This is a genomic window from Frateuria flava, assembly GCF_017837635.1.
GTDB lineage: Bacteria > Pseudomonadota > Gammaproteobacteria > Xanthomonadales > Rhodanobacteraceae > Frateuria_A > Frateuria_A flava.
On sequence record NZ_JAGJRS010000003.1, the window covers coordinates 103,181 to 124,032 of the forward strand.

Sequence of the window (20,852 nt, forward strand, 5' to 3'; positions counted from 1 at the left end):
CAGGCATGAACTGGATCGACTTCACCATCCTCGCCGTGCTGGCCCTGTCCGTGCTGGTCGGGTTGTGGCGCGGGCTGGTCTCCGAGGTGCTGTCGCTGGTGGCGTGGGTCGCTGCGTTCTGGGTCGCCTGGATGTTCGGGCCGGTGGTCGCGGCGCACTTCGAGCACAGCCTGTCGCTGCCGGCGGCGCGGATCCTGCTGGGCTACGGCCTTTGCTTTGCGGTGGTGCTGATCGTCGGTGCGCTGCTGCGGTTTGTCGCCCGGCGGATCCTTTCCGGGATTGGGCTCGGCGGGCTGGACCGTTTGCTGGGCATGGTTTTCGGTTTTGCGCGAGGCGTACTGCTGGTGACGCTGGTGGTGTTCCTGGCGGGCTTCACCGCACTTACCCGCGAGGCCGGCTGGCAGCACTCGCTGCTGCTGCCGCAGTTCACTGGCGCGGCGGCCTGGCTGGGCGAACGGGTGCCGCAGAGCGTGCGCCGCTATCTGCATCCGCCGGCGCAGCTTCCCGCGTTGCCGCCGGGCATCGTGCCGGCACTTCCGGGCAGTTCACCCGCGCCGGCGCACTCTGTCCCTTCGGCCGTGCGAGCGGCCACGCTCACCTGAACACGCCTTACCCCACCCGGTTTCACGACATCAAGGCATCAAACCATGTGCGGAATCATCGGCATCGTCGGTACCACCGAAGTGGCATCGGCGCTTTATGACGGACTCACGGTGCTGCAGCACCGCGGCCAGGACGCGGCCGGCATCGTCACCGTCGATGGCGCGCACCTGCGCCTGCACAAGGGCAACGGCCTGGTGCGCGACGTGTTCAACCAGACCGCGATGAGCCGCCTGCGCGGCGCCATCGGCATCGGCCATTGCCGTTACCCCACCGCCGGTTCGGACAACGCCGACGAAGCGCAGCCGTTCTACGTCAATTCGCCCTACGGCATCGCCTTCGCGCACAACGGCAACCTGGTGAACACCGAGGCACTGCGGCGCGAGATGTTCCAGGACGACCGCCGCCACATCAACACCGATTCGGATTCCGAGGTGCTGCTCAACGTGCTCGCGCACGAACTGCAGATCCAGGACCGCATGGCGCTGACGCCCGACCAGATCTTCAAGGCGGTCGCCGGCGTGCACGCCCGCGCGCGCGGCGGCTATGCCTGCCTGGCGCTGATCCAGGGTTACGGCCTGCTGGCCTTCCGTGACCCGCACGGCATCCGCCCGCTGGTGCTGGGCGAGCGCGTGACGCCGGAAGGGCGCGAGTACGCGGTGGCGTCCGAGTCGGTCGCGTTCGACGTGCTCGGTTTCAAGCGCGTGCGCGACGTCGAGCCGGGCGAGGCGGTCTACATCACGGTCGACGGCCAGCTGCACGCACGCCGCTGCGCCGAGGCCGCGGTGCATGCGCCATGCATCTTCGAATACGTGTATCTGGCGCGGCCCGACTCGATGATCGAGGACGTCTCGGTTTACAAGGCGCGCCTGCGCATGGGCGAAAAGCTGGCGCAGAAGATTTTGCGCGAGCGTCCCGATCACGGCATCGATGCGGTGATCCCGATTCCGGATACCGCGCGTACCGCCGCCAGTTCGCTGGCCAACGCGCTCGGCGTGCCGTTCCGCGAGGGCTTCGTCAAGAATCGCTATGTCGGGCGCACGTTCATCATGCCGGGGCAGGGCGACCGCGTGAAATCGGTACGCCGCAAGTTGAACGCGATCGACCTGGAATTCCGCAACAAGACCGTGCTGCTGGTCGACGACTCGATCGTGCGCGGTACCACGTCCAAGCAGATCATCCAGATGGCTCGCGATGCGGGGGCCAAGAAGGTGTACTTCGCCTCGGCCGCGCCGCCGGTACGCTACCCCAACGTCTACGGCATCGACATGCCCTCGGCCAGCGAACTGGTCGCCGCCGGCAAGTCCGAGAAGGAAATCGAGCAGCTGCTCGGTGCCGACTGGCTGATCTACCAGGACCTGGCCGACCTGGTCTGGGCCGTGCAGGACGGCAACGAGGAGCTCAAGCAGTTCGACACGTCCTGCTTTTCCGGCGAGTACGTCACCGGCCTGGACCGCGACTACCTGCAGCAGATCGAGATGCTTCGCTCGGACGACGCCAAGGCGGCCCGCCGCAGCGCCTGATGTCGGGTCACCGGATGTTGTGGGCGATGCGCCAGAGCACGCCCGAGGGGTCGGTCAACTGGAAGTCGCGCATGCGTCAGGGGCGATCCCCCGGCGTGGTCATGCGCACGTGGTGCGCGCGATAGCGACCGACGATGTCCTGCTCGACCAGGCGCGCGTGCCAGGCATCGGCGTCTTCCACCAGCAGGTGCATCATGAAGTTCTCGGCATGTGCCTGCTGGTAGAAGCGTTGCAACAGGAAACTGCACTCACCCGCCGCGAAGTAGGCCACGCCGTCGGAGTTCGACTTTTCCTCGAAGCCCGCGTCGGCGTAGAAGCGTCGCGACAGCTCGAAGTCGCGCGCCGGCACGAACGCCTTGATCTCGACCGTAAGAAAATTCGGCATGTCCCGTTCCCTGGTGCTGTGGAAGGCCACTATGCGGTCGCCCGGTTGCACTGGCAATGCGGGCCACGCCGTAAACTTGGCCCATGACCGACTTGCACCAAGCTGCCCGGCGCTGCCTCGACGCCAGCGACCCGGAAGAAAAGCTGCGCCTGACTCATGAAGCCTGGCGGGCGCTGCAGGCCGGCGAGCTGGGTCCCGACGCGCAGGCATCGCCTGCGGAACCCTTCGGGACCCCGGGCCGTCCGGCCCGCCCCCGGCTGGTCGAAGCGCGCGGGGTGCCGCAACGCGGCCTGGGCACCCCCGAGGGTCGGGCGGCACTCGTCCACGCCATTGCGCACATCGAGTTCAACGCCATCAACCTGGCGTGGGACGCCGTCTACCGCTTCCGCGGCTTCCCCGGCGACTACTATCGCGACTGGGCCAGTTGCGCGAACGACGAGGCGCGCCACTTCCGGATGCTCCAGGAGCGACTGGCCGAGCTCGGTCACGCCTACGGCGACTTCGACGCGCACAACGGCCTGTGGGAGATGGCCGCCAAGACCGCCCACAGCGATCTCGCCCGCATGGCGCTGGTGCCACGCGTGCTGGAAGCCCGCGGCCTGGACGTGACGCCTGGCATGATCGAGCGCCTGCGCGGCGTCGGCGACCAGCGCACCATCGCGATCCTGGAGGTGATCCTGCGCGAGGAAGTGGCCCACGTGGCGGCAGGCACGCGCTGGTTCCGCTGGTGCTGCGAACGCGACGGGCTGGAGCCGCGCGGAACCTTCGTGCAGCTGCTTCGCGACTACATGGGCGGCCATCTGCGCGGGCCGTTCAACCATCCCGCACGGCTGGCCGCCGGCTTCGACGCCGAGGAAATGGACCAGCTGGCTGCATTGGCGCGATGACTGCAGGAAACCGGAAAGAAAAAGGCCACCGCTAGCGGTGGCCTTTCCACGAACCTTGGTCGGGGTGACATGATTCGAACATGCGACTTCTACGTCCCGAACGTAGCGCTCTACCAGGCTGAGCTACACCCCGTGGAGCCGCGTATCTTAGTGAGCCGGCGCGGGCTTGGCAACATCCCCTCGGCTTTTTTCTTCGCCGCGCGCTCCGGGGCGGACGTGCCCTTCTGCTAATCTAGGCGGCTGCCGTCGCGCGGCCTTCGGCCGCCGCTTCCGTTACCCCGCAAGCAGAGGATTCCATGGCGCTTACCCCGGCCCGCACCATGCCCGGCGTACTCGAGTTGCTGCCGCTGGACCAGATCGCGTTCCAGCGCATGCTCGACACCATTCGCCGCAATTTCGAGCGCTTCGGTTTCCTGCCGGTGGAAACGCCGGTGATCGAATTCTCCGACGTGCTGCTGACCAAGAGCGGCGGTGAGACCGAGCGGCAGGTGTACTTCGTGCAGTCCACCGGCGCACTGGCGAAGGAGGGCACGCCGGAATTGGCGCTGCGTTTCGACCTCACCGTGCCGCTGGCGCGCTACGTCGCCGAGCACGAGCACGACCTCAACTTCCCGTTCCGCCGCTACCAGATGCAGCGCGTGTACCGCGGCGAGCGGGCCCAGCGAGGGCGCTTCCGAGAGTTCTACCAGTGCGATATCGACGTGATCGGCAAGGACAGCCTGACCACGCGCTATGACGCCGAGCTGCCGGCGGTGATCTACAGCACCTTCCGCGACCTGGACATCGGCGCGTTCACCATCCAGCTCAACAACCGCAAGCTCATGCGCGGCTATTTCGAGAGCCTGGGTATCGCCGACAGCGAGCAGCAGATGCTGGTGCTGCGCGAGGTGGACAAGCTCGACAAGCGCGGGCCCGATTACGTCCGCGACACGCTCACCGGCGGGACCTTCGGGTTGTCGGCCGAGGTCGCGGCGAAGATCCTCGACTTCGTGCAGGTGCGCTCGACCTCGCTGGACGACGCCTTCGCCAGGCTCGACGCGCTGGGCAGCGGCTCCGTGGCGCTGGAAGAGGGCAGGGCCGAACTGAAGGAGGTGCTCGGGCTGATCCGCGACTTCGGCGTGCCCGAGACGCATTTCGCGCTGAACCTCTCCATCGCCCGTGGCCTGGACTACTACACCGGCACCGTCTACGAGACCACGCTCAACGACCATCCGCAGATCGGCTCGATCTGCTCGGGTGGCCGCTACGAGAACCTGGCCAGCCAGTACACCAAGTCGAAGCTGCCGGGTGTGGGCATCTCCATCGGACTGACCCGCCTGTTCTGGCAGCTGCGCGACGCCGGCCTGCTGGGCAGCGCGCGCAGCACGGTGGACGTGCTGGTGACGCAGATGGACCCGGCGCAACTTCCCGCCTACCTGGCGATCGCCAATGAGCTGCGCGCGGCCGGGATCGCCACCGAGGCGGTGCTGGAGAGCGGCAAGCTCGGCAAGCAATTCAAGTACGCCGACCGCGCCGGCATCCGTTTTGCCGTGGTGCTGGGCGAGAATGAACTGGCCAAGGGCGTGGTGACGGTCAAGGACCTGCGCCGGGGCGATCAGTTCGAGGTGGCGCGCAGCGAGCTGGTCAAGGCGCTGCGGGTGGAGCTGGAACAGGCGGCGGCGATGGGGCAGTAGGCGGCATAACCCACGCCTGCCGGCCGTCGTTCGTTCGAAAGCGGGAATCCAGCGTGCTCCGATGCCTGGAGAGCGAAAATGGATTTCCGCTTTCGCGGGGATGACGGCCTTCCCTCGATGGCGTCACTCCCCGCGCAAGCTGCATCCATCTTGTTTCACGCGAGAACACAACTACGGAGCACCGGTGGACAAGATCATTCTCGATGGCCGCAACCTCACCCGCGCGCAACTGGTCGCCGTGGCGCGCCAGCGCGCCACGGTGAAGCTGGACCCGGCCCAGCTCGAGCGCGTCCAGCACGCGGCGGACTTCCTCACCGAAAAGGTCAGTTGCGGCGAGCCGACCTACGGTGTCACTACCGGCTTCGGAAGCAACGCCGACAAGTTGCTTGGCGGCCACCGTCTGCGCGACGAGCTGGTGGTCGACCAGGCCGACCCGCGCCACCCGGGTCGGGGCGGCGCGAGCCTCATGGAGGAGCTGCAGCACAACCTGATCGTCACCCACGCCGTTTGCGTGGGCAAACCGTTCGCGCCCGAGGTGGTGCGGGCGATGCTGGTGATCCGCATCAACACCCTCATGCGCGGTCACTCCGGCATCCGCGTGTCCACGCTCCAGGCGCTCACCGCGATGCTCAACCGCGGCGTGGTGCCGGTGGTGCCGGAGAAGGGTTCGGTCGGCGCCAGCGGCGATCTGGCGCCGCTCTCGCACCTGGCGATCGTGCTGCTGGGCGGCGGCGAGGCCTTCTTCGAAGGCGAGCGTCTGCCCGGCGACGAAGCGCTCAGGCGCGCCGGGCTGGAGCCGATCCGCCTGTCGTTCAAGGAGGGCCTGGCGCTCAACAACGGAACCGCGCAGATGCTCGCCACCGCGGTGCTGGCGCTGGACGAGCTGGAATACCTGCTCGGCGTGGCCGACCTGGCGGGGTCGATGACGCTGGATGCTTTCGCCGGCCGCAGCGGCGCGCTGCGACCGGAGGTGCACGCGCTGCGCCCGCATCCGGGCCAGGTCGAGGCGGCGGCGCACGTGCGCCAGTTGCTGGACGGCTCCACGCTGGTCGACATTCCCTACCACCTGGTGCCGCGTTTCAAGCCGTGGTCGGCCGAGGCGTGGACGCTGCCGGAAGACCAGGCGCTGTCCTTCGATATCGGCTGGGACTGGGTGCCGGCCAACCAGCGGCACGGCCGCGAGGCCTTCTACGACCGCTTCCTGCCGTTCAAGGGCGGCAAGAAGCACCAGCCGCAGGACGCCTACTGTCTGCGCTGCATGCCGCAGGTGCACGGCGCGGTGCGGGATGCCTGGGCACAGGCCTGCCGCGTGATCGACGTCGAGCTCAATTCGGTCACCGACAACCCGCTGATCTTCCCGGATGCCGAGGGCGCGCAGTTCATCGAAGAGCAGGTGATCTCCGCCGGGCACTTCCACGGCATGCCGCTGGCGCTGGCGATGAGCTACGTCAAGGCCGCCATCCCGGTGCTGGCCTCGATCTCCGAGCGCCGCCTCAACAAGCTGGTCGATCCGGCCACCAACGACGGCCTGCCGGCGTTCCTCACCGGCAACGAAGACGGCACCGATTCGGGCTTCATGATCGTGCAGTACACCGCCGCGGCGCTGGTCAACGATCTGGCCACCCGCGCACACCCGGCCAGCGTGTACTCGATCCCGACCAGCGCCAACGCCGAGGACCACGTCTCGATGGGTGCCAACGAGGCGCGCCACGTGCTGGACATGATGGAGGATCTCGGCCACGTGCTGGCGCTGGAGCTCTACACCGCCGCGCAGGCGCTGGACTACCGCCGCGAAATGCTCGATGCGGCGCGCCGCCTGGCCGCGCGTGGGGACTGGCGTGCGCTCGCCGCCAAGATCGGCAATGCGCCGCGCGAGGGCCATCCGCACCACGCCCAGTTCGAACAGGAAGTGCGCCAGCTGATGGCGGCGCTGTCCGAAGGCGATGACTTCCACGCCGGCACCGCCGTGCGGACCGCCCATGCCCTGCTGCGCGAGCGGGTCGCCTTCATGCATCGCGACCGTGCGATGGACGGCGACATCCGCGCCATCTGCGACCTGCAGCAACAGCGTGCGTTCGCCGCTGCGGCACACCCGTGGCTGGTGGCCGACGTCGTCGCTTACCCCTGATTTGCGGAGATCTTCATGAGCCTCATCCAAGTCCCGGTTTCCTACGGCGAGCTGATCGACAAGATCACCATCCTGGAGATCAAGGCGCGCCAGATCAGCGATCCGGCCAAGCTGGCCAACGTGCGCAACGAGCTGGACCTGCTCAATGCGACCTGGGCCAACGACGCGGCGTCGCACACCGACATCACCGACGAGCGCGCGCGATTGCTGGCGGTCAACGAGGACCTGTGGGACATCGAAGATCGCATCCGGCTGAAGGAGAAGGCGCAGGCCTTCGACGCGGAGTTCATCGAACTGGCGCGTTCGGTGTATTTCCGCAACGACGTGCGTGCGGCGGTCAAGCGCGAGATCAACCTCAAGCTCGGCTCGCAGCTGGTCGAGGAAAAGTCCTACCAGGACTACCGCCCGTCCGCCTGAGCGGTCCGGTCCCGCGCGCTACGCTCGGGGCGATCGGTTGTAGTGATCCGACCGTGCCCGGCAGCCCGCAGGCGACGTCGACGCACCGGCCGGATCTATCCGGGCTGGCCGGCAGGCGGGTGAGGATCCGGACGATGCGCGACGTCGAGGTCCGCCCAGGCTCAGCCGGCCGGCGCAGGAAGCCAGTCAAGCCAGCCCGCGCGACGAGGCAAACGCCTCGAACCGCTCGATCACGTCGTCGACGTCGATCAGGCCCATCACGCCCGGCCGCTCGATCTTCGTACCCCAGGCCAGTTCGCTCGCCGGCTTGCCGAGGAAGCGACGCGCCGCCTCGTCGTACTTGTCCACGCACCAGGTCCGGTCCGAGTAGGGGCCGGAGCGGTTCGGGTTGCTTGCCGCATGCAGCCCCAGCACCCTGGTCCCGACGGCATTGGCCATGTGCATCGGGCCGGAATCGGGCGTGACCAGCAGCTGCGCCCGAGCGCACATGGCGAGCATCCGCTTGAGCGTGTCCTTGCCGGTAAGGTCCAGCGGCGGGTGCTTGCAGGCGGCCAGCACGGCATCGGCCATCGTTCGCTCGCCGGGAGACGGGCCGCCCACCAGTGCCACGCGCCAGCCGCGCGCCAACGCGTGGTCGATCACCGCCGCGTAGCGCTCGGGATACCAGTTGCGCAGGGCATGGCTGGACGTGGGGCTGACCAGCAGCGTGGGCGTGTCGCCCGGGAGTTGTTCCTCGGCCCATGCGCGTGCTTCTTCGGGAATCGGGATATCCCAGCGCACCTGCGTCTGCTTCAGCCCCAGCGGCTCGCTGAAACTGCCGATGGCATCGAGCACGTGCTCGCCGGTGCGCGCCGGAATACGCTCGTTGATCACCAGGCTGTGCAGGTCTTTCGAGCGCGCGCGGTCGTAGCCCACGCGACGTGCGGCCCGCACGCCCAGGCTCAGCAGGTTCGAGCGTGCCGCCACTTGCATCTGCAGCAGCGCGTCGAAGCGCTGCCCGCGCAGCGCATGCCACACCGCGCGCATGCCCGCCCAGCCCGCTGCCTTGTCGAAGGTGACGAATTGCACCCCCTCGATATCGCCCACCAGCCGGCGCTCGAGCTTGCCCACTACCCAGGTCAGCGCCGTCTGCGGCCACGCCTGCTGCAACGTGCGCACCAGCGGTACAACGTGGGTGACATCGCCGATCGCCGAGGTGCGCAGCAGGCACAGCGAGGCGGGAGCGGGCAGGGGGCTTGGGCTAGAATCGACCGGCATGAACGTCTCCTTCGACCGCACATGATGATGCAGGAGCAGATCCGCGAGGAAGCCGGCGGCAAGGTGCTGTTCGATGCCGCGCTGGCCGGCGTCGACGGCGACTGGTTCGACCCGGCCTTCTGGCGTGACCGCGGCGCGCTCCAGGTGCAAGGCGGAGGACGTGGCGGCGTTGCCATGATCGATACGCCGACCGGTGCGTGCGTGCTGCGCCATTACCATCGCGGCGGCCTGGTGGCACGCTTCAGCCGCGACCGCTATCTGTGGACCGGCGAGGCGCACACGCGCAGCTTCGCCGAGTTCCGGCTGCTGGCCCATTGCGCCGGCCTGAAGCTCCCGGCGCCTGAACCGGTCGCCGCGCGCTTCTGCCGCCACGGCGTGTTCTACACCGCCGACCTGATTACCCGCCGTATCGACGACGCGCGCACGCTCGCGCAGTGCCTGGCGGACGGCCGCCTCGACGCGGACCTGGCGCGCGAAACCGGCGCGTTGGTCGCGCGCTTCCACCGCGAGGGGATCTGGCACGCGGACCTCAATGCGCACAACGTACTGGTCACCTCCGAGGCTCTCTACCTGATCGACTTCGATCGCGGCAGGCTGCGCGCGCCGGCCGAGGCCTGGCGGCTGGCGAACCTGGCCCGTTTGCGTCGTTCGCTGGTCAAGCTTGGCGCGATCGAGCGCATTGCGGACTTCCAGGCGGCCATCTGGGGACCGCTGGTCTACGGCTACGAAAGGACGCTGGGCGCATGAACTGGTCGTTGCGGTTTCTCGGTGTCGGCGCGGCGCATGCGGTGGAGCTAGGCTCCTCGGCGGCCGTACTCGAGCGTGACGGCCGGCCGATGCTGCTGATCGACTGCGGTCCCGACACGCTGGATCGCTACCAGGCCGCCTTCGGCGAACTGCCGCGGGCGATCTACATCACCCACACCCACCTGGACCACGTCGGGGGGATGGAACGGCTGTTCACCCGGCTGTGGTTCGACGAAGCGTTGCGCGGCACTGTCCGTGTTTTCATCCATGCTGCGCTGGTGCCGTGGCTGCAGACGCGCGTGGCGGACTACCCCGGCGTGCTGGCCGAGGGCGGGGTGAACTTCTGGGAGGCATTCCGGCTGGTGCCGTGCAGCCGTGGCTTCTGGCTGGACGGGTGGTGGTTCGACGTGTTTCCCACCCGGCATCACCGGCCGAACACCTCTTTCGGCCTGGCGCTGCATGGAAGCTTCGTGTTCACCGGCGATACCCGGCCGGTGCCCGAGATGCTTGCGCAATACGCGGCGGGCGATGAGCGCGTGCTGCACGACTGCGGGCTGGTCGGCAATCCCTCGCACAGCGGCGTGGACGACCTGGAGCGCGAATACGACGAAAGGCTGCGCCGACAGCTCGTGCTCTACCACTACGGCAGCGCCGCCGATGGGGAAGCGCTGCGCGCGCGGGGCTATGCGATCGCCCGAACCGGCGGCAGCCTCGAGCTGCCCCCGCCATCACCCCCGCAGCCGGACGCCGGCTGACTCCGGCAGAAGCCCCGTGTGGGCGATGCTTTTGCCTGGGCAGGAGGAAAGCATCGCCCACAAGTGGGTCCGCCGGTTGTGTCGGCCGGGGGAGATCGCTATCCTTCCGCTTCTTTGCCAGCCCCCAGGGCCGGCAAGGAAGATCCGGAGAGGTGTCCGAGTGGTTGAAGGAGCACGCCTGGAAAGTGTGTATACGGCTTATCCCCGTATCGCGGGTTCGAATCCCGCCCTCTCCGCCAGTTGTGATGTGCGTGCCGGCTGAAAGCTGGCGCGAGTTTGAAAAGAAGCAGGAAGAGAGGGTGGGTGAGAACCCGCCCGGTTCGACGGATTCGCCGGGAGCGAATCCGGACAGCCGAAGGCTGGCCCCGAGCGGAGCGAGGGGTGAGGCCCAGGACGGGCCGAACAATCCCGCCCTCTCCGCCAGTTTCAAATAGGGCTTCCAGGCCCACGTCCATGGTGGCCCCGTCGGTCCCCCCGCGACGATAGTCCGCAAACCCCGCCAGGTCCGGAAGGAAGCAACGGTAGTGGATGATTCGGGTGCCGGGGTGTGGCTGGCGGGGCCGCCGCCATTTCGGGGCTCCGACGCGCTCGGCTGACTTGCCGGCGTCGACTTGGCACAATCGGTTTCCGCCCCAAAGTCAGTGCTGACTCAAGGGCCACCGCCCAGCCGCAGAACAGGCTCCAACGCATGTCCTATCAGGTCCTCGCCCGCAAGTGGCGCCCGCGCAAGTTCGTCGAGCTGGTCGGGCAGGAGCATGTGGTGCGCGCGCTCACCAATGCGCTGGACACCGGGCGCATGCATCACGCCTACCTGTTCACCGGCACCCGGGGCGTGGGCAAGACCACCATCGCGCGCATCTTCGCCAAGTCGCTCAATTGCGAGCGTGGCGAGTCGGCCGATCCTTGCGGCGAGTGCGCCGTCTGCACGGCAGTGGATGCTGGCCGTTTCGTCGACCTGCTCGAAATCGATGCGGCCAGCAACACCGGCGTGGACGACGTGCGCGAGGTGATCGAGAACGCGCAGTACGCCCCCGCCCGCGGCCGCTTCAAGGTGTACCTGGTCGACGAGGTGCACATGCTTTCCAAGCCGGCCTTCAACGCGTTGCTCAAGACGCTCGAAGAGCCGCCGCCGCACGTGAAGTTCCTGCTGGCGACCACCGATCCGCAGAAGCTGCCGGTGACCGTGCTCTCGCGCTGCCTGAAGTTCAACCTTAAGCGCCTGTTGCCGGAGCAGATCTCCGGCCAGATGCGCCACATCCTGGATGCCGAAAAGATCGCCTACGAAGACGCCGCCATCGGCGAGCTGGCGCGCGGCGCCGATGGCTCGCTGCGCGACGGCCTGTCGCTGCTGGACCAGGCGATCGCCTACGGCGGGGGGGCGCTCAAGGCGGACGACGTGCGCGCCATGCTCGGCAGCGTCGCGCGCGGCCAGGTACTTGGCGTGCTCGATGCGCTGGCCGACGGCGATGGCGCGCGGCTGATGGCCGAGTGCGAGCGCATCGCCTCGTACTCGCCCGACTTCGGCGGCGTGCTCGACGACCTGGCCGCCACCCTGCATCGCATCCAGTTGATGCAACTGGTGCCCGGTTATCACGCCGAAGGCGACGGCGAGCATGTGGAGCGCCTTGCCGGCCTGGCCGGGCGCATGCAGCCGGAAGACGTGCAGCTCTACTACCAGATCGCCACCACCGGCCGCCGCGACCTGGCGCTGGCGCCCGACGCGCGCACCGGTTTCGAGATGGCGCTGCTGCGCATGCTGGCATTCCAGCCAGGCGAGCCGGGCGAAGCCGCGCCAGCCGAACGCGCGGCCCGCCCGGCGACGGCGCCGCGGCCGGCGGTCGCCCCGCCGCGCAGCGCACCTGCGGCGGCGCCCGCCCCGGCATCGCCGCGCTCCCAGCACACGCACGCCGCCAGCACGACCCAGGCGCCCGCCGCTGCCCCCGCCGTGCGCGCGCCGGTGGCCACCGATGCCCGCGGCCTTCCGCGCTGGGAGGCGCTGATCGAACAGGCCGGCCTGCGCGGCCCCCTCGGCCAGCTGGCGCAGAACGCCGCACTGCGCGAGCGCGACGGCAATACGCTGGTGCTGGCGCTGCAGCCGGCGCACATGCACCTGGCCGTCGAGCCGATGGTCGGCCAGATGGCCGACCGCATCGGCGACGTGCTGGGCGAGCGCATCAAGCTGCGTTTCGTGGCCGACAGCCAGGGTGCGTCCGAGACGCCCGCCGCGCGTGCCGCTTCGGCCCGCGAAAGCGCGCAGAGCGCGGCCGAGCAGGCGATCGAGGACGATCCGCTGGTGCAGTCGCTCAAGCGCGAATTCGGCGCCCGCGTGGTGCCGCAATCCATCAAACCCATCGAAAGTTGAGTGGAGCAGAAGTCATGAGAGGCCAGATCGGTCAGCTGATGCAGCAGGCCCAGCGCATGCAGGAAGACATGAAGCGTGCGCAGGACGAAATCGCGAAGATGGAAGTCACCGGCAGTGCCGGCGGCGGCCTGGTCACCGTGCTGATGACCGGCGCACACGAGGTGCGCCGCGTGCAGATCGACCGCAAGCTGTTCGCCGACGACCCGGAGATGGCCGAGGACCTGGTCGCCGCCGCCGTCAACGACGCGGTGAACAAGGTGGCCGAGGCCAGCCGCAACAAGCTCGGCGGCGTCACGGCGGGAATGAACCTGCCGGCCGGCTTCAAGATGCCGTTCTGAACGGGAATCGGGAACAGGGAATGGTGAATCATTCAAACGCGTCGCGCAGGCCAACGCTTGTGGCAATGACGATTGCCGATTCACCATTGACGATTCCCGGCCACTAATGCCCGGCTCCCCCCTCCTGACCGACCTCATCGAGGCCTTGCGCTGCCTGCCCGGCGTGGGTGGCAAGAGCGCGCAGCGGATGGCTTTCCATCTGCTCGAGCGTGAGCGCACGCGCGGCCTGAAGCTCGCCGGCGTGCTGCGCGAGGCGATGGAACGGATCGGCAACTGCACGCGCTGCCGCAACTTCAGCGAGGAGCCGGTGTGCGCGCTGTGCGCCAGTGCCAGCCGCGACCGCCACGTGCTGTGCGTGGTCGAATCGCCGACCGACCTTGCCGCCATCGAACAGGCCACCGGCTACCGCGGGCAGTACTTCGTGCTGCTCGGGCGCCTGTCGCCGCTGGACGGGCTGGGCCCGGAAGAGCTCGGCCTGGCGCAGCTGAGCGCACGCCTGGGCGAGGGCGAGATCGAGGAGATGATCATCGCCACCAATCCGACCGTCGAAGGCGAGGCCACCGCGCACTACCTGGCGCAGTTGGCGCACGCCGGCGGCGTGAAGCCGACACGGCTGGCCCATGGCGTGCCGCTGGGTGGCGAACTGGAGTACGTCGACCGCGGCACGCTGGCGCATGCCTTCGGCAGCCGACAGGCGCTGGATTGACCGGAGCAAGCGTGGCCTGCGTGGTGCCGGCCGAATAGCTGCGGCGTTACGGCTTGCCGGCCTGAACGCGATGGACCTGTCGCCGGCGGTCGCCGCTGCCGGCGAGCTGTGCGCCGTCAGCCTGCGCGGCGGCGGCGATCTGGTGGCGTGGGACCGCAGGGTCGGTGACGGGGCGCTGTTCCTGCAGCTGGTCGACGTCGCCGTGCGGCCCGCCGGCCGGCGGCGCGGCCTTGGCCGTCGGATCATGGCTGCGTTGCTGCAGGACGTCCCGGGCGCGCGCCCGGCGGCGCGATCGTCACGCTGCTCGCCCACGGCGAAGGGACGAAGTTGTACGAGCAGTCCGGTTTCCGGCTGAGCGCGCCGCGCTCGCAGGGTATGCTGCCTGATCAGTGAATCCACGCGAGGAATCAGGCATGGGCGACACCATCTTCGGCAAGATCATCCGCCGCGAGGTCCCGGCGGACATCGTCTTCGAGAACGACGACGTGCTGGGCTTCCGTGACTTGAACCCGCAGGCGCCGGTGCACGTGCTGTTCATCCCGAAGAAGGCGTTGCCCACGCTCGATGACGCCGGCCCCGGCGACGCCGAGTTGCTGGGCAAGCTGCAGCTCGCCGCGGCCGAGTACGCCAGGCAGGAGGGCCTTGCCGAGCAGGGCTACCGCACGGTGATCAACTGCAACGAGCATGGCGGGCAGACAGTGTTCCATCTGCACGTGCATCTGCTGGCTGGCCGCCGGCTGGGCTGGCCGCCCGGCTGAGCGGATCCTGTAGGAGCGCACCCCGTGCGCGACCGCTCGCGCACGGCAGGCGCTTCCACAGGGAAAGCGCACGGCGCTGTATTGACGGCAACGAAAACGCCGGCCCTGGGCCGGCGTCTTCGTGAATGCAACCGCGCTTACTTGTGCGCCGGTTTCGGTGCCGGCGCCGGCGGCGGGCGCACGATGATCACGCGCGGGCGATTCCAGAACGGATCGCCCCACGGGCCCCAGTACGAGGGGCCCCAGCCCGGGCCCCAGAACGGGTCGTAGTAGCCCGGCGGGTAGCGCACCGTGACCGGGCGCTTGGGCCACAGGTAGACCACGTCGGCCGCCACGCGCGGATAGGCGTAGTCGTACTCGCCCACCTTCTTCGTCACGGTGCCCTGCAGCGTGCCCGTGACGGTCAGCTCGCGGCCGCGGGTGAACACCTCGGGGTCGTAGAAGCCTTCATGGCAGGCAACGAAACGGCCCTCGGTCGCCCCGCTGGTATCGGACTCCGGGCGCGCCTGCTTGTCCAGCGGGCGCGACAGCAGGTAGAAGCAGGTCTCCTGCGGTCCCGGCTCGGTCTTGATGATCTCGCCACCCCAGCGCACCTTCGCGCCGCCGGCACCGCCCTGCTGGGCGCCCGCCGTGCTCACGTCGGAGTAGGTGCCCTGCAACGGCTGGGGCACCGTTGCACAGGCGGTCAGCAGGCCGAAGGCGGTGGCCAGGGCCAGAGGGCGGTAAGGAAAGGACATGGCGGTTCTCCCTGGGGCAGCGACCGCCCCGGCGGCCGCATGGATGTTCATTTGACCACGCGCCGCGGCCGGAATTCCCGTACCGCCCGCTGGAACTCCTTGAGCAGTTCAGGCACCGGTTCGTCGTGCGCATAGCGCAGTTCAAGGTAGCGGTTCATCAGTTGCTCCAGCTCTGCGCGTTGCGCCGGCAGCGCCCGCGCGGCGCGGCGCAGGTAATGCTGCGGTCCCTCGCCGCGACGGCGCGTGATGCCGGCGCGTGCGAGCCTGGCCTCCAGCCGGCGCAGCGCCTGGCGCAACGGCTCGGGCCGTTCACGCCGCCACAACGCCCAGCCGGTGCCGATCGCCACGAACAACGCGGTGCCGATCGCCAGCAGCATGCCCAGCATCGCCGTGCCCGTGTCGCGGATGCCGAACGGGGTCAGCAGGCCGCGCTGGCGCAACGCATCGAACCCGATAACACCCTGGGCCCACCAGTGGTTGACCACGTCCCAACGGTTGCGCAGCGAGGCCAGCCAACCGGAGTCCGTCCAGCCGAGCTGGTCGCCGGCCGCCGCCGCGGCGCCCAGGCTGACGCGCTCGGGTCGTACCGCGGCGGTGGGATCGACGCGCACCCAGCCGCGACCTTCCAGCCACACTTCGCTCCATGCATGCGCATCGGACTGGCGAACCAGCAGGTAGTTGCCCAGCGGATTCCAGTAGCCGCCCTGGTAACCGGTGACCACGCGCGCGGGAATCCCCGCGGCCCGCATCAGCACGGTGAAGGACGATGCGTAGTGCTCGCAGAAGCCCTCGCGCGTGCCGAACAGGAAGTCGTCCACCGCGTTGCGGCCCAACGGCGCCGGCGCCAGCGTGTAGCGGAAACCACCGTCGTGGAACAAGGCCAGTGCCGCGCGAACGATGGCCTGCTCGTCGCCGCCGTAGCGTGTGCGCCATTGCGCGGCCAGCGCGTGCGTGCGCGGATTGAATCCCTGCGGCAGGCGCAAGGCCAGTTCCCTGGCGCCCGCGGGCAGGCTGGCCTGGAGGCGGTAGTAGAGCGCCGAGCGCACGGTGTAGTGGAGTGACTCGCGCACCGGTTTGTCGCTGAAGACTTCGCGGTCCGCGCTGAGCTGTGCGTCCGCTGGCGCCGTCAGCGGCACATCCAGCGCGGGCAGGACGGTGCGGTGGGTCGGCTCCAGATCGATCTCGTAGCGGCTGGTGGCCCTCGCCTCCAGCGTTTCCAGGGGCCGGGCCTGGCCGTCGGCGCGGCGCAGGTCGGCATGTTCCCAGGTGCGCCCGTCGTACAGCCACATGACGTACGCGCGGAAGTAGCGCAGCTCCGGTGCCGGAGCGGGGCCGTCGAAGCTGACCCGCATGGCGGGGCGGTCGTCGGTCAGCAGCTCGGTGAAGTTCCCCGGCGACATGCGGTCGCTGAGGCCGGTCCGGGCCTCCGGGCTGTTGGCCGCTCCCCACAGCGGCGAACTCAGTCGGGGCACCAGCGCGAAGGCCAGCAGCGCCAACGGTACGGCGGCTGCAAGCAGGGCCAGCCCCGGCAGCAGCGCGCGTGGCAGGTTTGTCGGCGCCTGCGCCGGCTCCAGCGCACGCAAGGTGGCCAGGGCGGGCAGCAGACCCAAGGCGACCACGAACGTGGCCACGAGGCCCTGGTCGAACAGCAGCGCAGCCATCAGGCCGAAACAGGCGAAGCTCACCCCGACCCTGGCGTCGCGGGGCGTTTCGCTTTCCAGCAGTTTCAGCACCAGCAGACCGACAGCCAGCGCCGAACCGGGTTGCTGCCCGAAGATGGTGCCGTAGGTGAAGACGACCGCCACCGCCAGCAGAGCCAGCAAGGGCAGCTTGAGCAGCGCTGGCGGGCGCGCGCCATGCCGGCGGCGTTGCCACCAGCGAAGCGCGAGCACCAGCGCCAGCCCAGCCACCAGCCACCAGGGCAGATGCGAGGCGTGCACGCCCAGCACGCAGGTCATGGTCAGGCATAGCAGGTCGAATGCGCGGCCATCCAGCGTGGCTTCGCTCGGGGGACGCATCGCGCCGATCATGGCAGTGACGCCAGTGCGCTCATGCAGCGCGCATAGTGGCCGGGGCCGCTTCCCGCCTCGATCGGCTGGCCCGGCAGCCACAGGCTGTGGCGCCGCCCCTGGGCATGGGCCTCGCCCAGCCAGCGGGCGAGGCGGGCGATGCGTGCCTCGTTGTCCATGCCTTCCAGTTCGCGCCAGTCCAGTCGCCATTCGGGACGCGACTCGGGCTGCTCGAAGTCCTTGCTGAGCAACTGGCCCAGTCGCGCGCTGGCCTTCCAGGCGATGTGCTTGCGCGGATCGCCGCTGCGGTAGTCGCGCAGGGCCGCCAGGTCCTCGCCGTGGTGCAGGCGGGGACGCAGGCCTTCGTCGGCGGGCAGCCGCGGCGGCGGGCCGCCGCTTTCCGGGCGCGGCCAGACCAGCACGGACTGCTCCGGATGCATCCAGCTCCAGGCGCGGAACAGTCCCAATGGCCACGTCGTCCACACCCGCACGCGCGGCAGCGGGTGCCAGCCGCGTTGGTGGGTGGCCAGCGGCAGCGTGACGTCGGCTTTGCCGGAGGCATCGATGGCGAACGCCTGGCAGGCGTCGCCCAGATCAACGCGGATCGCGCTGCGCGGCCGCGTCGATTCGAATTCCAGCGTCAGCGCCAGCGGCTGGCCGGCGACCGCCTGGCCCGCGCGAACGCTGGCCAAGGCCAGGCCGTCGAGCGCACGGAACGCAATCAGCATGCTCGCCGCGCCGGCCGCGCCCAGCAGGCAGGTGAGCAGCAGGGCGGCGTTGTTGGAATAGTTGAGCGAGCCGACGAGCATCACCAGCAGCAACACGGTAAAGCCGATGCCGAAGCCGGTCGGCACGATGTAGATGCGCCGGCGGTTCAGCTCGATCGGCATCGGCTCCGGGCGGCGGAAGCGGGTCAGTGCGGGCAGCCGCCGTTCGGCCAGCTCCTGCAGGCGGCGCAGCGCGTCGCGCATGGTCAGTCGACTGCGGTATCGGCCAGCAAGGCGCGGGCCAGCGCGTCGCCGCTGGCCCCACGCGAAGGCACCAGCCGGTGCGCGGCCAGCGGCACGAACAGCGCCTGGATGTCTTCGGGCAACACGTGGCCGCGGCCGCTCAGCAGGGCCCAGGCGCGCGCCGCGGCGAGCAGGGCGATGCCGGCGCGTGGCGACAGGCCGACGCGGATGTCGGCGTGCCGTCGACTGGCCGCGAGCAACGCCTGCAGGTAATCGAGCAGCGCGCTGCTGGCGGTGACGCCCTGTGCCTGGCGGTGCAGGGCGGCCAGGCTCGGCGCATCCAGTTGCGGGGTGAGCTGCGCGAGCAGGTCGCGGCGGTCGCTGCCGGCAAGCAGCGCGCGCTCGGCGGCGGCATCGGGATAGTCGAGCGAGATGCGCAGCATGAAACGATCCAGCTGCGAATCGGGAAGGGGGAACGTGCCGTGCAGATCCAGCGGGTTCTGCGTGGCCACCACGAAGAACGGTTGCGCCAGCGTGTGCGTCTGGCCGTCCACCGTGACCTGGCCCTCGGCCATCGCTTCCAGCAGCGCGCTCTGCGTCTTGGGCGTGGCGCGGTTGATCTCGTCGGCCAGCATCAGGCCGGTGAAGATCGGCCCGGGGTGGAAACGGAACTGGCCCGTCTCGCGCTCGAACACGCTGACCCCGATAATGTCCGAGGGCAACAGGTCGCTGGTGAACTGCACGCGCTGGAAGTCCAGCGTAAAGCTCGCGGCCAGTGCATGCGCCAGCGTGGTCTTGCCGACGCCCGGCACGTCCTCCAGCAGCAGGTGGCCGCCGGCGACCAGGCACGTAAAGGCGAGCTTCACCTGGCGCGGCTTGCCAAGCAGCACGCGATTGACCTGGGCCATCGCCGCTTCCAGGCGCGGATGGAGCGTTTCTTCGGACAGGGGAGTGGTGGCGGACATGGGTTCCTGGCAGTCGGCACGGGCGCAACGCGGGGAGGGCCGGTCGAGTGTAGCGGCCGGTCTCGCGCGCTGGCGAGGCGCGTTCCTCATCGCGTTCGTCGGCCTGCTGGTTCTGAAGTGCATCGTGGCGGCCACGATGTCGCCGTTTGGCGACGAGGCGTTCTACTGGTTGGAAAGCCGGCATCCGGCCTGGGGCTACAGCGACCTGCCGCCGCTGACCGCATGGCTGATCTGGCTCGGCGAGCGCCTCGCCGGGCACGGACTCATCGGCATGCGCTGGCCGTTCCTGCTGCTGGGCAGTGCGCTGCCGTGGCTGATCGTGGCGTTCGGAAGGCGTGCCTTCGATGCGCGTATCGGCTGGCAGGCAGGCCTGTTGTGTCTTGGGCTGCCGCTGGCCGGCACTTTCGGGGTGATGGCCATGCCCGACGTGCCGCTGACGCTGGCGATCGCGGTCGCGCTGTATGGGTTGTTGCGCGCGATGGACGAGGACCGGCTGCGCGACTGGCTGCTGCTGGGACTTGCGCTGGCGGTGGCGTGGCTGACCCACTACCGCGCCGCGATGGCGATGCTTGCCGGACTGTTGCTGCTGGTCTTCACGTCGCGCGGCCGCGCGCAGTGGCGCAGGCCGGGCCTGTGGTTGGCGCTGGCGGTAGCGGCGCTGGGGTTGGTCCCGTTGATCGTGTCGAACTGGCGTCAGCACGGTGCCGGGCTGGCGTTCCAGCTCGTCGATCGAAACCCCTGGAGCTTCCATGCCGATGCGCTGGTGCAACCCCTGGAGCAGGCGGTCGCCTGCACGCCGGTGCTCTATGTCGCGCTGTTGTGGGCGCTGTGGCGGTGCTGGCGTCGGCGCGGCGAGGGCGCGCCGTGGGACCTGCTTGCCTGGACCTCACTGGGTTTTCTCGTTCCGTATTTCGTGTTCGGCCTGTTCGCCGACGACCTGCGTTTCCGCGCGCACTGGCCGCTGCCCGGTTACCTGCCGCTGCTGGGCGCGTTGCCCGCGCTGTGCCGCGGGGCGGGCAGGGGCTGGCGCACGACGGTTGTGGCCGGTGGTGTGCTGGGCGGGCTCGGAACGCTGCTGGGGCTTGGTTACCTGGCGCTGGCGGCGAGCCCGCAGGGCGTCGACGTGCTGGCGTCGAGCAAGGCCTTTCCGACCAACTTCGTCGGCTGGCGCGAAAGCGCGACGCAGGCGCGCACGCTGTTGGGGCGGAAGGATGCCGTGCTGGTGGCCGACAATTTCATGCTCGCCGCGGAGCTCGAGTTCCAACTCGGCGACCGCCCGGTGTATTCGCTGGACAGCACGCTCAACGTCAAGCACGGCCGTGCGCCGCAGTTGGCGATCTGGGGACGCGACGAGGCCGGGCTGCGTGCCACGCATGCGGGTGCGCCGATGCTGCTGGTGGTGAGCGAGGTCATGCGCGAGCGCGAGAGACTGGAGCGGCTCGGTGGCATCTGCGGAAGCATCGATGCGCCACGGCTGGTCACGCGGCTGGTGCTGTTCGATGGTCGCAAAAGCTTTGCGTATTACCGCGGACGCGTGCCGGTGGCAGCCTCCCGGCCATTGGCCGACCCCACGCAATGCCTGTTCTGGCGCAACGCGCAAGTCTTGCCGCGGCCGTAGGGTGGGCTTCAGCCAACCACCATCCATCCCGCCGATG

General features: G+C 69.2%; 20 protein-coding genes, 2 tRNA genes and 1 other RNA gene. 16 read left to right on the top strand and 7 right to left on the bottom strand.

All coding sequences use genetic code 11. The annotated features are described in order from the left end of the window. The first annotated feature begins 5 nt into the window (after positions 1 to 5). Positions 6 to 602: a CvpA family protein gene (locus tag J7I44_RS01195; protein WP_209614667.1), complete on the top strand. Its 597-nt coding sequence runs from the start codon at positions 6 to 8 to the stop codon at positions 600 to 602. A gap of 45 nt (positions 603 to 647) precedes the next feature. After that, positions 648 to 2,123, top strand: a complete 1,476-nt coding sequence (gene purF, locus J7I44_RS01200; RefSeq protein WP_209614668.1) for an amidophosphoribosyltransferase — start codon at positions 648 to 650, stop codon at positions 2,121 to 2,123. Positions 2,124 to 2,199: 76 nt separating this feature from the next. Here the strand turns inward: purF and J7I44_RS01205 are convergent, their stop codons facing one another. Beyond that, complete coding sequence (locus J7I44_RS01205) at positions 2,200 to 2,508, bottom strand: VOC family protein (RefSeq protein ID WP_209614670.1); 309 nt, start codon at positions 2,506 to 2,508, stop codon at positions 2,200 to 2,202. An 83-nt stretch (positions 2,509 to 2,591) separates the two neighbouring features. Here J7I44_RS01205 and J7I44_RS01210 point away from each other — a divergent pair, with 83 nt between their 5' ends. Next, positions 2,592 to 3,395: a ferritin-like domain-containing protein gene (locus tag J7I44_RS01210; RefSeq protein ID WP_209614672.1), complete on the top strand. Its 804-nt coding sequence runs from the start codon at positions 2,592 to 2,594 to the stop codon at positions 3,393 to 3,395. Between the two features lie 56 nt (positions 3,396 to 3,451). On the opposite strand, the gene J7I44_RS01215 is transcribed toward J7I44_RS01210, so the two are convergent. Continuing rightward, a tRNA-Pro gene (locus tag J7I44_RS01215) sits at positions 3,452 to 3,528 on the bottom strand. Positions 3,529 to 3,691: 163 nt separating this feature from the next. Here J7I44_RS01215 and hisS point away from each other — a divergent pair. From hisS to J7I44_RS01230, 3 genes are all read left to right on the top strand, one after another. After that, positions 3,692 to 5,068 carry a histidine--tRNA ligase gene (gene hisS, locus J7I44_RS01220; protein ID WP_209614674.1) on the top strand — a complete coding sequence of 459 codons (1,377 nt, stop codon included), beginning with the start codon at positions 3,692 to 3,694 and terminating at the stop codon, positions 5,066 to 5,068. Between the two features lie 184 nt (positions 5,069 to 5,252). Further along, positions 5,253 to 7,196 (top strand): HAL/PAL/TAL family ammonia-lyase, encoded by a 1,944-nt coding sequence (locus J7I44_RS01225; RefSeq protein ID WP_209614676.1) that lies wholly within the window; start codon positions 5,253 to 5,255, stop codon positions 7,194 to 7,196. A gap of 15 nt (positions 7,197 to 7,211) precedes the next feature. Beyond that, on the top strand, positions 7,212 to 7,613 hold the full coding sequence (locus J7I44_RS01230; protein ID WP_209614678.1) for a DUF6165 family protein: 402 nt from the start codon (positions 7,212 to 7,214) through the stop codon (positions 7,611 to 7,613). 186 nt (positions 7,614 to 7,799) lie between these two features. On the opposite strand, the gene J7I44_RS01235 is transcribed toward J7I44_RS01230, so the two are convergent. Beyond that, positions 7,800 to 8,870 (bottom strand): glycosyltransferase family 9 protein, encoded by a 1,071-nt coding sequence (locus J7I44_RS01235; RefSeq protein WP_209614680.1) that lies wholly within the window; start codon positions 8,868 to 8,870, stop codon positions 7,800 to 7,802. A gap of 21 nt (positions 8,871 to 8,891) precedes the next feature. Between J7I44_RS01235 and J7I44_RS01240 the strand changes: the two genes are divergently transcribed. The 9 genes from J7I44_RS01240 to J7I44_RS01280 all read left to right on the top strand — a co-directional run bounded on the left by J7I44_RS01240 (position 8,892) and on the right by J7I44_RS01280 (position 14,536). Continuing rightward, positions 8,892 to 9,617: a 3-deoxy-D-manno-octulosonic acid kinase gene (locus J7I44_RS01240; protein ID WP_245187833.1), complete on the top strand. Its 726-nt coding sequence runs from the start codon at positions 8,892 to 8,894 to the stop codon at positions 9,615 to 9,617. Beyond that, a complete protein-coding gene (locus J7I44_RS01245; RefSeq protein WP_209614684.1) occupies positions 9,614 to 10,372 on the top strand; it encodes an MBL fold metallo-hydrolase in 759 nt (252 codons plus the stop codon). Before J7I44_RS01240 ends, J7I44_RS01245 begins: the two co-directional genes overlap by 4 nt. A gap of 146 nt (positions 10,373 to 10,518) precedes the next feature. Further along, positions 10,519 to 10,611 (top strand) — tRNA-Ser (locus J7I44_RS01250). A gap of 224 nt (positions 10,612 to 10,835) precedes the next feature. Then, positions 10,836 to 10,932: signal recognition particle sRNA small type (ffs, locus tag J7I44_RS01255), an RNA gene on the top strand. 128 nt (positions 10,933 to 11,060) lie between these two features. Continuing rightward, the gene (gene dnaX / locus J7I44_RS01260; RefSeq protein WP_209614686.1) at positions 11,061 to 12,734 is read left to right on the top strand and encodes a DNA polymerase III subunit gamma/tau; all 1,674 of its coding nucleotides are present in this window, start codon (positions 11,061 to 11,063) and stop codon (positions 12,732 to 12,734) included. Between the two features lie 14 nt (positions 12,735 to 12,748). Beyond that, on the top strand, positions 12,749 to 13,072 hold the full coding sequence (locus tag J7I44_RS01265; protein ID WP_209614688.1) for a YbaB/EbfC family nucleoid-associated protein: 324 nt from the start codon (positions 12,749 to 12,751) through the stop codon (positions 13,070 to 13,072). Between the two features lie 106 nt (positions 13,073 to 13,178). Beyond that, complete coding sequence (gene recR / locus J7I44_RS01270) at positions 13,179 to 13,778, top strand: recombination mediator RecR (protein WP_209614690.1); 600 nt, start codon at positions 13,179 to 13,181, stop codon at positions 13,776 to 13,778. Between the two features lie 70 nt (positions 13,779 to 13,848). Next, positions 13,849 to 14,133, top strand: a complete 285-nt coding sequence (locus J7I44_RS01275) for a hypothetical protein (RefSeq protein ID WP_209614697.1) — start codon at positions 13,849 to 13,851, stop codon at positions 14,131 to 14,133. A gap of 58 nt (positions 14,134 to 14,191) precedes the next feature. Continuing rightward, positions 14,192 to 14,536: a histidine triad nucleotide-binding protein gene (locus tag J7I44_RS01280; RefSeq protein WP_209614699.1), complete on the top strand. Its 345-nt coding sequence runs from the start codon at positions 14,192 to 14,194 to the stop codon at positions 14,534 to 14,536. Between the two features lie 137 nt (positions 14,537 to 14,673). Here J7I44_RS01280 and J7I44_RS01285 read toward each other — a convergent pair whose 3' ends face one another. Genes J7I44_RS01285 through J7I44_RS01300 form a run of 4 tightly spaced genes read right to left on the bottom strand, consistent with a single transcriptional unit; the run spans position 14,674 to position 19,197 of the window. Then, complete coding sequence (locus tag J7I44_RS01285; RefSeq protein WP_209614701.1) at positions 14,674 to 15,273, bottom strand: Slp family lipoprotein; 600 nt, start codon at positions 15,271 to 15,273, stop codon at positions 14,674 to 14,676. Between the two features lie 47 nt (positions 15,274 to 15,320). Beyond that, the gene (locus J7I44_RS01290) at positions 15,321 to 17,291 is read right to left on the bottom strand and encodes a transglutaminase TgpA family protein (protein ID WP_209614702.1); all 1,971 of its coding nucleotides are present in this window, start codon (positions 17,289 to 17,291) and stop codon (positions 15,321 to 15,323) included. 8 nt (positions 17,292 to 17,299) lie between these two features. Then, positions 17,300 to 18,253, bottom strand: coding sequence for a DUF58 domain-containing protein (locus J7I44_RS01295; protein ID WP_209614704.1), 954 nt, complete (start codon positions 18,251 to 18,253; stop codon positions 17,300 to 17,302). Between the two features lie 2 nt (positions 18,254 to 18,255). Beyond that, positions 18,256 to 19,197, bottom strand: a complete 942-nt coding sequence (locus J7I44_RS01300; protein ID WP_209614706.1) for an AAA family ATPase — start codon at positions 19,195 to 19,197, stop codon at positions 18,256 to 18,258. Between J7I44_RS01300 and J7I44_RS01305 the strand changes: the two genes are divergently transcribed. Beyond that, complete coding sequence (locus tag J7I44_RS01305) at positions 19,196 to 20,815, top strand: ArnT family glycosyltransferase (RefSeq protein WP_209614708.1); 1,620 nt, start codon at positions 19,196 to 19,198, stop codon at positions 20,813 to 20,815. The genes J7I44_RS01300 and J7I44_RS01305 overlap by 2 nt on opposite strands. Positions 20,816 to 20,852 lie beyond the last annotated feature (37 nt).